Source organism: Gemmatimonadota bacterium (genome assembly GCA_022560615.1).
Taxonomy (GTDB): domain Bacteria; phylum Gemmatimonadota; class Gemmatimonadetes; order Longimicrobiales; family Gaopeijiaceae; genus UBA1138.
In genome coordinates this window covers 1-12,644 of sequence record JADFSR010000065.1, presented here as the reverse complement: position 1 = coordinate 12,644, position 12,644 = coordinate 1, and the positions used below count along the sequence as shown (strand labels likewise).

The following is a 12,644-nucleotide window of genomic DNA, read 5'->3' as shown; positions in this document are numbered from 1 at the left end:
ACCGGGCGCAACCAGTCGTCAGAGGGAAGCGACACTGCCGGTGACCCGGTGCCGCTCGCCCAGTGGATCGTAGGGCAGTGGCAGATCACCGCCGAGAACGGGTCCGGTCCCCAGCTCACGATCTCCATTGACTCTGCCACGGCCACGACGCTCAACGGACACGTGATGCGGTTCATGTCCGGGAACACGGGGGTTGGCCCCGGCGAGTTCCGACCGTTTACCGGTAATGTGCGCCCGGACGAGTCCATCGAGTTCACCATCGAAATGGTCGATGCTCAGCCGTCAACCCGAATCCAGCTGGAACTGCATCGGATCGCCGCCGACTTGGAGGTCCGCCGTTTTCGCCTCGGGATGCAGAACATGACCGCGAACAACAGGGTGTGGATCGCGCGGAGGGTGAGGTAGGGTCTGCCTCTGAACGCCCGTGCTCATCTCAGGCATAAACCGTGCGCTCGAAGCGGTGCAGCAGCCAGAGTAGCGCCACTCCCGGAATGATCAGCCCCGGCACCATCAGCCACCACTCCGCCTGACCGTCGCTTGCGCCCCAGAACAGACGCATCGGGTAGTAGAGCGGTCCGGCTACGCTTCCGATCCACTGCCAGGGTGTGGGCACGAAGAAGAAGAGGAGAGGCACCGAGCCCCAGATCTGTACGGGCTTCAACAGCATCAGCGCCTGCACCTTGTTCTTGATAAAGACCGCGTAGACCAGAGCGACTATGGGGACTGCGAGCGAGGCGAGGGCCGCCGACGCCAGCAGCTCGAGCCAGGAGACCGAGACCAGATCCGCGAGCAGCACGCCGATCACCGTCAACAAGACGTTGAGCACCATCGCCGCCAACAGCCGGTAGCCGAGGAAGCTTCGCAACGAGAGCGGGCTGGCCTGGAGAGCCAGCAACGTGCCTTCGTCACGCTCTTCGACAAAGAGCATGCCGATGACGAAGCCAAGCAGTACCGGCTCCCCGGCGATCAATACGTTGCCCAGGATGAGCCCGTAGTAAGGTTCGAGCTCGACCCACTGGGCCACGAGATCCCCCACGAAAGGGATCAGCCAATGTAGGCCCAGACTGGCGACTGGCGTGACAAGCACGATGAAACTCAGGAAGAAGCCATCGCGCCAGATCAGTCGCACATCATTGGGCGCGAGCACCCTCATGGCCCTGATCACGTGCGTGTTCACGAGACGCGCTCGCCGCGCACGACAAAACGATCGATCGAGCGCGACGCCCAGAACAAGGCGGCACCGACAACCAGCGCGCCGTACACGAAGGCGTAAACCAACTGGAGCGGGTCGACCGGGAAGAAGGCGGTCTTGGCGAGCAGCAGCGGCGGCATCGAGGGCCACAGGTAGAACAGCGAACTCGGCCAGAGCTCGAAGTACCAGATGAGCGGGATATCGAACGCGAGCGAGGCGAATATCCCCGGAAGCAGGAAGTGGGTTATCGAGCGGTACCGCACCCCCACCGCTACCCCGACCCCGACGCCCATGCTCGCGCGCATCACTATGGCCAGCACCAGCCAGCCGAACGAGAAGCCCAGGCCATAGGCGACGACCGCCACGATCACGCTCTCCACCAGCGCTAATGTGGCCAGCGTGATCAACTTGGAGGCCAGGTACTCGGAGGGTCGCAGCGGCGAGACCATCACGACGTCGAGGGTGCCCTCGCCCCGCTCGAGCAGGATCAGCACACCCGCCAGAAAGACCGTCGTCAGGCTCACACCGTACATGACCAGCACCGGCATGAAGAACTCCAGCTGCTCGGGCGTGATCACAGCGCGGATGGCGAGGGATAATCCAAGGGTGGCACCCAGCACGATCAGATACACTTTGTGGCGTGCCTGAAGCTGCGAATCGAGTCGCAGTGTGCTGGACAGCCGGCTCATCCGAGTGCTCGCCGGCTCACGCGAGTTCCCGACCGGTCACGCGAATGAAGATGTTCTCGAGCGAAGTCTCCTGGGTGTGGACGGTCTGCAAGGACGGCTCGCGCAGCGCGGTCAGGAACGCCTGGTTCTCGGCCAGGCCCTCCAGCGGGAAGTCGCGCTCCTCGAGTGCTCCGTTGAGGCGGTATTCCACACGCACACGCCGCTCACCGTAACGGACTTTCAGCTCGCGCGGAGCGTCGATCAGAGCGATGCGCCCGTCGACCAGGAACGCCACACGATCACAGATCTCATCGGCCGTCGCCATGTCGTGGGTGGTGAGGAAAACCGTTGCGCCGCGCTCGCGGTGCTCGAGAATCAGGTCTTTGATACGCCGCGCGCTGAGCGGATCGAGCCCCGTGGTGGGCTCGTCGAGGAACAGCAGCCGTGGGCGGCACAGGATCGCGCGGGCAAAGCTCAAGCGCACGCGCATACCCTTCGAGAAACGCTCGACACGCACGTCGGCTTCCTTGAGCAGATCGACCTGCTCGAGCAGGTGGTCCAGATCCTCGGTCTCACCCTGATACAGCGAGGCGAAGTAGCTCAGATTCTCGCGCGCGGTGAGGCGGCCGAAATGAACAGGGAGCTCGAAGCCGACGCCGACCTGCTCGTACAACTCGGAGCCCCAGTCGCGCGACTCGCGCCCGAGGACGTTTACCTTGCCGCCGTATTTACGCAGCAGGCCGATGAGCACCTTCTGGGTCGTGCTCTTGCCCGCACCGTTCGGTCCCAGGAATCCGAAGATCTCGCCGTCCCCGACGGAGAACTCGAGATCGTTGACGGCTGGCTCCTTCGCACCCGGGTAGGTGAAGACCAGCCCGTTCACGTCGATCATGGCTCGGCTTGACCTCTGGGTTGCAACTCGAACAGCCAGAGATCTCCCGACGCGACCAGCTCCTGCAGCGCCGAGAGGCTATTGCCATACTTTCGGCTCCGTTCGGCCAACACGGCCGATACGATTTCGCGCTCCTGGATCCTGACCAACTGGCGTTCGTAGAGCTTCCCGTCTACGCGCAAGATGGCCCGGCCGTCCTCTTCGGCTTCCATGGGCCAATGTTTCCAGAGCTTGCCCCGGATCGTGTTCATGTAGCGCGAGGGTATGAAAATCCGCCCATCGTGCTCCATGACGTAGGTGGTGCGTGAGCGTGCCGGGTCCAGAAGTTGGAACTCGATCGTGGGATATTCTCGTAGGAAAGCCCAATCCGGCTCTTCGGATCCGCGTTGCCACTCGCCCGTTTCAAATGGGCCGGCAGCGATGATCGCCAAGGGGCCCGCGAACGGGCCATCATGGAATCGAGCCGCGGTAAGGGCCCCGATGACCGCTAGCACGAGGACCACGGTCGGGACCCCGAAGCCAACAAGAATTCGCCGTCTCCTCCCCATGCGAGTCCTCCCTCCAGAAGCAAAGTAGGTTCACCCAAGTGGGCGTCCAGGTGTCGCCGGCCCCGTTGCCTTTGACCGAGCGCTGGACTCTGAATATGCTAGCGGCTACGGCGAGTTGGTGCAGAGGCGCACATCCAGTCCCACGGGCCGAAAGCGCTAGGCGGTCTTGCCCACGAATAATCGAAACTCAGGTGCGAGGACGGTATCATGCTCAGACGTGTGACTTTGAATTCGCCGCTCGCGGCGGTGTTGGCTTTATATGCGACCGGCGCGTGCGCACAGCAGCCTGCGTCGCTCGACCGGATCACGCTGCCGCCCGGCTTCAGCATCGAAATCTATGCGGAAGGTCTGTCCAACCCTCGATCCATGGTTCTCGCGCCGAACGGGACGCTGTTCGTGGGTACCCGCGGCGCCCCGCCGACCCTGGCACGAGGTGTGTCGGCGGACGCCGGTCAGGTCTACGCCATACTGGACCTCGACAACGACCAGAAGGCGGACCGGGTCATCACGATCGATTCGGGTTTGAACGCGCCCAACGGTGTGGCGTTCCGAGACGGCTCTCTGTACGTCGCCGAGATCAACCGGATCTTGCGCTACGACGGCATCGAATCGCGTCTGGACGATCCGCCGGAGCCTGTGGTCGTGTCCGACGCGTTTCCCTCGGACTGGATGCACGGCTGGAAGTTCATCGCCTTCGGCCCGGACGATAAGCTCTACGTCCCGGTCGGCGGCCCCTGTAACGTGTGTGATCGGGAAGACGAGGAGCCTCGGTACGCTTCGATCACTCGCATGAATCCGGACGGCAGCGATCTGGAAGTGTTCGCGAGCGGGATTCGCAACTCCGTCGGGTTCGACTGGCATCCGGTGACGAACGAGCTGTGGTTTACCAGCAACGGGCGTGACGGGTTGGGCGACGAGACACCACCCGACGTCCTGAACCGTGCGGATCGCCAAGGCATGCACTTCGGCTTCCCGTTTTGTCATGCCGGAGATCTTCCGGATCCGCAGTTCGGGGACTCGAGACGTTGCAGCGAGTTCGCGCCTCCGGCGCTCGATCTCGGACCCCACGTGGCGGCTTTGGGGATGCGCTTCTATACGGGTGACATGTTTCCCGAGCGGTATCGGAACCAGATTTTCATTGCCGAGCACGGGTCGTGGAATCGAAGCCCGGCAGCCGGACACACGGGTTATCGACTGATGGTCGTGCACCTGGACGGCAATCGCCCCGTCGAATACGAGGTGTTTGCGGAAGGTTGGCTTCAGGAAAACAACACGGCGTGGGGACGGCCCGTAGACGTGCTCGTGATGCCGGACGGCGCGCTGCTGTTAACCGACGACGGAGCCGGGGTAATTTATCGGATCAGTTATTCGAGGTAGGGCTCCCGAATAGGGGATCCGGACCGCGGGGGCCCGCTACTGGACCCGGAAAGTAATCGGCAACTGAATCCAGACCTGGACGACCTTTTCCCGGTTCAGAGCCGGCGAAAACCTGAAGACGTCCGCCACCTGAAGGGCCGCCTCGTCCAGCTGGATGTGACCCGAGCTCCGAGCAACTCTCCTGTCCAGCACTTGGCCTTCTTCGGAAATGAAGAACCAGACGACCACCTGCCCACCGATTCCGGCATTCCGAAGCAAGGGAGGATACTCCCTCATCAAGGCCGCCTGGACCTCCCGCCTGTTCTTGATCTCCGGGTGTACGGTCATCGGCGTGAATACCGGAGCGGATGATACATCTACCGCTCCGTCGTTGGTGGGCGGCGGCGCCAACACCTCCACAGGATTGTCCGCGAACGTGGTCGGGGCGATGGTGATATCGGTGTCGATTTCCCTCAGGGCCATCACGGGTGTCGCGGGCCGGGAAATCGCCTCGGGTGGCGGCGGAATCTCGATCTTCGGAAGAACGTCGATCACCTCCAACTCTCCGGCCGTGAAAGAGATGTCCGCCGCCGTCTGCGTCGGCCAGAACTGAAAGAGCATAAAATGGAAAACCGTCGCTGCGATCATCGAGCCCCAGAGCCACGATCCGAAGGACTTCTTGAATCGGTCGTTCGCCGTCTCGGATTTCTCGGATTTAGTGTTCTCCGCCTCAGCGGGAATAGCCATCGCGTTCATGTCGGGTCCTCTTCATGTCGGAATCGCTCTTGAACCATGGGATCCAGCCAAGCAAAGGGACCCACGGCCAGCTGCTCATTGGGCAAAGGCCGTGCCAGTCGTCACTTCGAGCCCTGATGGCCATTCTGGCGGTGCTCCGCGGTGAGCCCTGGGGTCGTTGTCCCCCCGAGGGGACGTTTGAGGTCCTCGGCCGAGGACGACCAGGAGGCAGGCCTAAGCGACCTAGCGCAGGCCCAAGTGACCAGAAGGCAGGTCCAAGTAACGCTATGCTCGGGGAGTAGGGCTTTGCATATATGAGTAAGTCGGTGAAAGCCTCTCCTGGAGGAGGTGTCGAATGCTTGCGAGGCCACTGTGAGGCACTGGGACGTTCTGGGTCTGTTGTTGATGAGCGCGGTCGCCATGTCCGCGTGTGACCGCGAACCGCCCCACAGTATCGTGCCGATACCGCGGAGCTTTGAGGCAGGGGAAGGTGTCTTCGTCCTCGACGAGTCGAGTGCCATAACGCTGACCGACCCGAGTGATGACGAGGCTCGGGAGGTGGTGGAGCTCTGGCCCGGGTCGGCACGGGGCTCCCGTTACCCTTTTCCGCAGACGGTGCGCTCCGCGTGGGTGTCGACGGAAGTGGAGGTCCGGAGAGCTACCGACTCACGGTGTCCGAGTCGGGCATCTCGATCGCAGCGGGTGATCACGCGGGCCTCTTCTACGGGTTGCAGACGCTGTCGCAGCTCCTCCCCCCGGGGATGGGGGACGGCGTGGGGCTGGGGGACGGGGTGCGGCTGGGGGACGGTGGGCCGGGGCGCGGTTCCGGGTCGGCTGCGGCGCCGCTCGAGGTTCGCTCCGTACGAATCGACGACGCCCCCCGCTTCCCGTACCGCGGGATGCACCTCGACGTGGCTCGGCACTTCTACGGTCCGGACTTCGTGAAGCGCTACATCGACATGCTCGCGCGTTACAAGATCAATCGCTTTCACTGGCACCTGACCGAGGACCAGGGCTGGCGCATCCAGATCGACCGTTATCCGCTGCTGACCGAGGTGGGCGGGTACCGCGCGCAGACCCACGTCGGACACGGCCGTGACGAGTTCAACGGGGATGGCAAGCGGTACGGCGGCTTCTACACGAAAGACGAGATCCGCGACATCGTGGCGTACGCCGAAGCGCGCTACGTGACGATCGTTCCGGAGATCGAGATGCCAGGGCACTCCCTGGCGGTGCTCGCCGCCTACCCTGAGCTCGCCTGCACCCCAGGCCCCTTCGAGGTGGGGATGACGTGGGGCGTCTTCGAGGACATCTACTGCCCCTCGGAAGAGACCTTCACGTTCCTCGAGAACGTACTCACCGAGGTCATCGAGCTCTTCCCGGGCGAGCTGATCCACGTGGGTGGGGACGAGGCGCCGAAGGAGCGCTGGGAGGAGAGCGAGTTCGTCCAAGAGCTCATGGAACGCGAGGGCCTCGTAGACGAGAACGAAGTGCAGAGCTGGTTCATCCGGCGTATCGAGCGCTTTCTGAATGCGAACGGGCGTCGACTCATCGGGTGGGACGAGATCCTCGAGGGTGGTTTGGCACCGAACGCGACGGTCATGTCGTACCGGGGGACCATCGGCGGAATCGAGGCGGCCAGGCAAGGACACGACGTGGTCATGACGCCGTACAGCCACCTCTACTTCGATTTCTACCAAACGGAGGACCAGGAGAGTGAGCCGCTCGCAATAGGCGGCTTCCTGCCGCTCGATACCGTCTACTCGTACGAGCCCGTCCCCGCGGAGCTGACGCCCACCGAGGCCAGGCACATCCTCGGGGCTCAGGCGAACGTCTGGACGGAGTACATGACGACCGAGGCCTACGTGGAGTACATGGTCTTCCCGCGCATGTTGGCGCTCTCCGAGGTCGTCTGGTCGCCCACGGACAGCAGAGACTTCGACGGCTTCGTCGAGCGCCTGGATTGGCACTTCGACCGGCTCGAGGCGCTCGGGGTCAACTACCGACCGCTGGACCCCTGACCATGGCGTTCGTCGGTTCCCTTCCAGATGAGCCCAGTCTCGAGTCCAATCGCAAGCGCGCCAAGTCGCTGCTCCGCGATCTACGCGGTGCCGACGCGACGGCGCTTACGCGTCTAAGTACTCATCATCCCCGCTTCCAGCACCGCGGAGACGAGACGATCGCACCCGATGAGGTCCGGCTCGCCGACGCCCAGCTCGTGATCGCCCGTGAATACGGGTTCTCGAGTTGGCCCCGTCTGACGCTACGCATCGAACAGATGAGCGCGAGCTTCTCCGATCGTCTGAAGATGTTCCTCCAGCAGGCATGTGGGGGCTCTCTCGAACAAGCGAATCGGATGCTCGAGCACGATGTCGGACTCGCCCAGGCGGACCTGTACGCCGCCTGCGCGACTGGCGACAGTGTTCGGGCGCTCGCGCTCCTGGAAGAGGATCCGAAGCTGGCGAGCGCGCCAGGCGGCAGTCTCGGCTGGCCGCCGATCCTCTACGTCGCTTTCTCCCGATTCGCCGGAGAAGGTGAGAAGCGTCGCGGAGCGCTGGCCGAGATCGCCGAGCGGCTGCTCGACTTAGGGGCCGATCCGAACAGCCACTACCTGTTCGATACCAAGGATCCGGAAAGCCGGGTCCCGGCGCTCTGCGGGGCGACCGGTGACTCGAACCAGCCAGCCGTCGCGCGTCTGTTACTCGAGCGCGGAGCCGAACCCAATGATGCCGAGTCGATCTTCCATGCGGCCGAGGCCATGAACGACGAGTGTTTGGCGATGCTCGTAGCGCATGGGGCCGACGTCAACGCGGATCCAAACCCCTACGGCAACCGACCGATCTACTTTCTCTTCGGCTACCGCCAGGCTCACGTGGGGTCGCAGACGACCCTACGGGGCATTCGCTGGCTCCTGGAGCACGGCGCGGATCCCAACCGCACCAGCACCGAAGAGGAAGAGACTGCGCTACAACTCGCGGTGCGGAACGGCTGGGGCGTGGAGTCGCTCAGGCTTCTCCTCGACCACGGCGCCGACGTAGATACGAAGCGGAAGGACGGGAAAACCGCCTACCAGCTCGCGATCCTCCACGGAAATATCGAGGGCGCGACGCTGCTCGCGGAGCACGGCGGCGAGGTGACACTCGATCCGACCGAGCGCTTTCTCGCCGAATGCGGTGCAGGCAATCGCGTCGGCGCGCAGTCACTGCTCTCGAAGGACCCGGACCTGGTCCAGCGCCTGACCCCCGAGCAGCAGCGGATTCTCCCTGCGGCGGCGGGTATTCCGAACGACGAAGCCGTTCGACTCCTGCTCGAGTTCGGCGTCCCGATCGATGCGAAGGATGCCGATGGAACGACCGCCCTGCACATGGCGGCCTGGAGCGGCCATCGTTCCACCGTCCGGATCCTACTGGCGGCGGGACCGTCCCTCGAGGTGCTCGATGACACGCATGGCGCAACAGCGCTGGGTTGGGTCGCCCACGGATCGACATGGTGCCGCAACCCGGAGGGTGACTACGCCGGGATCGCGGAGGATCTCATCGCTGCGGGCGCGTTGTTCAGTTCCCCCAATTCCGACGTCGATTCGTCGCTCTCGATGGCCAGCGACGAGGTCGCCGACGTCCTGCGCCGCTACGGCGCCGTGGACGGGTGATGAGTCGGTCGACCAGCGTTACCGCTCGACGAAATTGAAGTCGGCCGGGCCGCGCCGCCGCACCAGTATCACGGCGTCGGCGCCGCCGGAAGGAACGTCCCAGGAGTGATTCATCCGCGCAGGGATCACTACATAGCTCCCTGGCGAGAGTGAGTGGGTCTCCTCGCCGAGTACCAACGTGACGTTCCCGCCCAGAACCGCGACGTACTCGGTATGGGTGTGCCAGTGCAGGTCGAAGTGCGAGCCCGCGGGGAACTTGGCATAGTAGATCGGCCCGCCGCTGTCCGGATCCGTGCCGAGCTGCGCCGTCCGGGTGCCTTGCGCGAAGCGAGGTGTGTTGCCGGGCGGGCCCCACTCAATGTCGTCGAGATTGATTACGAGCGGATCATCCGGTGACTGGGCTGGCTCTTGCGATCGACCCTCCGAGTACCCCCCGGCCGTCAAGAGCACAGCCAGGAGGGCATTACGGAATAGCCCTCCCGCGATGTGGGTCGTTCTCATATCACGCCCCCAGATGGTGATGGTCCCTAGTACACCACCGCCATCCCGTCCTTGTGCGGTGTCGACCCCCCGATCATCGCACCGGTCTCCCGATCGAAGATGATGATCTGCGCGCCTCCCACCCCTCCGCGGGTCGTTCTCCGCCGGATCTCGTGACCCATCGCCTCGAGCTGGACCAATACCGCCTCGTCGATGCCGGGCTCGACGGTCACGTTCATCCCGCCGCCGTGATTGATCCGAGGGATCTCGACGGCTTGCTGCGCGTTCATTCCGAATTCGACGACGTTGAGGAAGATCTGCACGTGCTGCTGGGGCTGAACGGCGCCGCCCATGGCCCCGAAGGTCATCAAGAACTCGCCGTCCTTGAACGCCATCGCCGGGATGATCGTGTGGAAGGGGCGCTTGTGCGGCTCGACCACGTTGACGTGGCCGGGCTCACGCGAGAAGAGCGCGGCCCGGTTCTGTAGCGGGAAGCCGGTCCCCGGAGCGACGAGGCCGGAGCCGAAGCCCCCGTAGATGCTGTAGATGAACGAGACGGCGTTGTGGTCCTTGTCCATGACCTCGAGCAGGATCGTGTCTCCGTTTCCGTTGATGCCCGACTCGGGACGTCGCATGGCCCTGTTCGGGTCGATGCGCTCGAATTGCTGGCGGGCGTATTCGGTAGAGATCATCTCCTCGATCGGGAGATCGTTGAACTCCGGATCCGCGTTCCACTTGGCGATGTCTGCGTAGGCGAGCTTCTTGGCTTCGATGATGTGATGGAGGTACTCCGCGGAGTTATGGCCCATCGCACCGAGGTCGACGTTGCCGAGGATCTTGATCATCTCGAGCGCCGCGATGCCCTGCCCGTTGGGCGGCAGCTCGTAGAGCCGGTAGTCCCCGTAGTCGGCGAAGATCGGCTCGACCCACGTCGAGGTGTGATCCGCGAAGTCCTTCATGGTGAGGAAGCCGTCGTGCGAGTCCGAGTACGCCACGATCGCTTCCGCGATGGGTCCTTTGTAGAAGGCGTCCCTGCCGTGTTCGGCGAGCAACCTGAACGAGTGAGCCAGATCCGGGTTGCGGAACACGTCGCCGGCCCTGGGCGCGCGTTCACCGTCGATGAGCAGCGCAGCCCTCGTGGAGGGCTCCTGATTCCGTTCGAGCCCGCGCCAGGCGCCTGCGATGATGGGCGAGACGGCGAAGCCATTTTCCGCATAGTAGATCGCCGGTTCGAGGACCTCGGCCATGGTCATCGTCCCGTACTTCTCGAGCACCTCGAACCATCCGTCGACCGCACCGGGCACCGAGACCGAGTAGATACCACGGATGCTATTCATGTCGTGCTTGTCCAGACGTTCGTTGAGAGCGTCGAGCGTCATCGTGTATGGGGAGCGTCCGCTCGCGTTGATGCCGACCAGCTTATCTTCCGCCGCGATGTAGATCATGATGAACGCGTCGCCGCCGAGGCTCGTGCTGTTGGGCTCGACCAGGGTCAGCACGGCGGCGGTAGCGACCGCCGCGTCGATGGCGTTGCCGCCCTTCTTCAGGATGTCGAGTCCGGCGTTCGCGGCCAGCGGTTGGCTCGTGGCCACGACCCCGCGGAGGCCCATGGCCGGGGAACGCAGTGTCTCGTACGGGAATCCTTCGTTGAATTGTGCCTCTGCGTTTTCCATGTTCAGACCGAGCAAGAGGGCGGGGAGCAGTACGACGAGAGCCTTGAGCCGACGTTCGGTGGTGGAGTTCAGCATGGTCTTCCTCTCGGTATCAGTTGCCCGGATGGTACTGGCGCTCAATGTGTCCGCCGAGATCCGCTCGGTAAAGGGTAGGCAAACCGGATGCGCTAATGGCGGCTCCTTTTTTTGCGGGTGGAAGGGAAAGGAACCGACGGCCCTCTTCCACCCTCGTGCCACGCCTTTGCGGTCGCTATAGTGACGTTACCACGAATCGCCTAGCCAGGAGGACGGCAGATGAGCCTACGATCGTCGACTTCGCTTCTGGGCCTGTGCCTCGCCATCGCCGCGGCAGGACCTCTCTCCCCCGCCGCCGCTCAGCAGTGGGTGATGCCCCGGACCCCCGATGGTCATCCGGACCTGCAGGGAAACTGGAACAACGCGACGCTCACTCCACTCCAGCGGGGTAGGAACCAGGAGGGGCCGACCTTTACCGCCGAACAGGTTGCCCGGCTCGAAGGGCGGGCAGAGGACCGCTACATCGTCGACGCCCAGCCGAGCGACCCGGACCGTCCGCCACCGGAGGCGGGCATCACGATCGTCGGTTACAACCAGGTCTGGTACCATCGAGGTGACCTGGTAGCCGTCATCAACGGAGAGGCCCGGAGCTCGCTCATCACGAATCCGTCGAACGGCCGCAGGCCCTCCCTCACAGCAGAGGCCCAGCGGCTGCGGCAGGAGCGGAGAGACTTCAGGAGGCAGTTCGGGCAATCCGACCACCCCGAGCTACGCACGCTGACGGATCGCTGCCTCATGTTCGGCCCGAACGTAGGCCCGCCGATGCTCCCCAACGGCCGCTACAACAACAACTACACGATCGTCCAGACCGCGGACTACGTGATGATCAACGCCGAGGTCATCCACGACACTCGGATCATCCAGCTCGGCGAGCCCGATCGGTTGCCTGCTCATATAAGGCCGTGGATGGGCGATTCTTGGGGTCATTGGGAGGGGGATGTGCTCGTTGTCGAGACGACCAATTTCCATCCGATGCAGGAGTTCAACGGCATCCCCGCCGCGGCCGGTCTGAAGGTGACCGAGCGCTTCAACAGGATCGACGAGGAGACGATCCTATACGAGTTCACGATCGACGATCCGGAGACCTACACTCAGTCGTGGGGCGGCGAGCTTCCGTTCAAGAAGTTCCACGACTACCTCTACGAGTTTGCGTGTCATGAGGGCAACTACTCCATGGCCGCCATGCTGACCGGCGCACGTTTCGAAGAGAGCCAGGCCGAGCAAAACAGGCGCTGACAGAGGTGAGCTGCTAGAGCTCAGGGCCTCTCGACCGTTGTCTTGGCCAGGGACTATCGTGGGGGGGCTCATGTACTTACATCTCTTCAGGAATCCCCTTTGCCAGGAGGACGGCACATGAGCACGCGATCTTCGACTTC

The 12,644-nt window shown here is 63.6% G+C and carries 12 protein-coding genes; 5 read left to right on the top strand and 7 right to left on the bottom strand.

Going from position 1 to position 12,644, the window contains the following annotated elements; genetic code table 11:
- Positions 1-405: hypothetical protein (locus IIB36_19345; GenBank protein MCH7533898.1), on the top strand; the 405-nt coding region annotated here is incomplete at its 5' end.
- A 28-nt stretch (positions 406-433) separates the two neighbouring features.
- Here the strand turns inward: IIB36_19345 and IIB36_19340 are convergent.
- From IIB36_19340 to IIB36_19325, 4 genes are read right to left on the bottom strand one after another with little or no spacing between them, the layout of a single operon-like run.
- The gene (locus IIB36_19340) at positions 434-1,177 is read right to left on the bottom strand and encodes a hypothetical protein (protein ID MCH7533897.1); all 744 of its coding nucleotides are present in this window, start codon (positions 1,175-1,177) and stop codon (positions 434-436) included.
- On the bottom strand, positions 1,174-1,881 hold the full coding sequence (locus IIB36_19335; protein ID MCH7533896.1) for a hypothetical protein: 708 nt from the start codon (positions 1,879-1,881) through the stop codon (positions 1,174-1,176). The genes IIB36_19340 and IIB36_19335 overlap by 4 nt, the downstream gene beginning before the upstream one ends.
- A 16-nt stretch (positions 1,882-1,897) precedes the next feature.
- Positions 1,898-2,752: an ABC transporter ATP-binding protein gene (locus IIB36_19330; protein ID MCH7533895.1), complete on the bottom strand. Its 855-nt coding sequence runs from the start codon at positions 2,750-2,752 to the stop codon at positions 1,898-1,900.
- Positions 2,749-3,300 carry a hypothetical protein gene (locus IIB36_19325; protein ID MCH7533894.1) on the bottom strand — a complete coding sequence of 184 codons (552 nt, stop codon included), beginning with the start codon at positions 3,298-3,300 and terminating at the stop codon, positions 2,749-2,751. Before IIB36_19325 ends, IIB36_19330 begins: the two co-directional genes overlap by 4 nt.
- Positions 3,301-3,507: 207 nt before the next feature.
- Between IIB36_19325 and IIB36_19320 the strand changes: the two genes are divergently transcribed.
- Entirely contained in the window at positions 3,508-4,677 is a 1,170-nt protein-coding gene (locus IIB36_19320; protein MCH7533893.1) for a sorbosone dehydrogenase family protein, read from the top strand.
- A gap of 36 nt (positions 4,678-4,713) precedes the next feature.
- On the opposite strand, the gene IIB36_19315 is transcribed toward IIB36_19320, so the two are convergent.
- Positions 4,714-5,412: a TonB family protein gene (locus tag IIB36_19315; protein MCH7533892.1), complete on the bottom strand. Its 699-nt coding sequence runs from the start codon at positions 5,410-5,412 to the stop codon at positions 4,714-4,716.
- Positions 5,413-5,960: 548 nt separating this feature from the next.
- Between IIB36_19315 and IIB36_19310 the strand changes: the two genes are divergently transcribed.
- A complete protein-coding gene (locus tag IIB36_19310) occupies positions 5,961-7,412 on the top strand; it encodes a beta-N-acetylhexosaminidase (GenBank protein MCH7533891.1) in 1,452 nt (483 codons plus the stop codon).
- Between the two features lie 2 nt (positions 7,413-7,414).
- Positions 7,415-9,040 (top strand): ankyrin repeat domain-containing protein, encoded by a 1,626-nt coding sequence (locus IIB36_19305; protein ID MCH7533890.1) that lies wholly within the window; start codon positions 7,415-7,417, stop codon positions 9,038-9,040.
- 18 nt (positions 9,041-9,058) lie between these two features.
- On the opposite strand, the gene IIB36_19300 is transcribed toward IIB36_19305, so the two are convergent.
- Both IIB36_19300 and ggt read right to left on the bottom strand, forming a co-directional pair.
- On the bottom strand, positions 9,059-9,541 hold the full coding sequence (locus IIB36_19300; protein MCH7533889.1) for a cupin domain-containing protein: 483 nt from the start codon (positions 9,539-9,541) through the stop codon (positions 9,059-9,061).
- 26 nt (positions 9,542-9,567) lie between these two features.
- Positions 9,568-11,268, bottom strand: coding sequence for a gamma-glutamyltransferase (gene ggt / locus IIB36_19295; protein ID MCH7533888.1), 1,701 nt, complete (start codon positions 11,266-11,268; stop codon positions 9,568-9,570).
- A 219-nt stretch (positions 11,269-11,487) separates the two neighbouring features.
- On the opposite strand from ggt, the gene IIB36_19290 reads away from it, so the two are divergent.
- Positions 11,488-12,504: a hypothetical protein gene (locus tag IIB36_19290; protein ID MCH7533887.1), complete on the top strand. Its 1,017-nt coding sequence runs from the start codon at positions 11,488-11,490 to the stop codon at positions 12,502-12,504.
- Positions 12,505-12,644 lie beyond the last annotated feature (140 nt).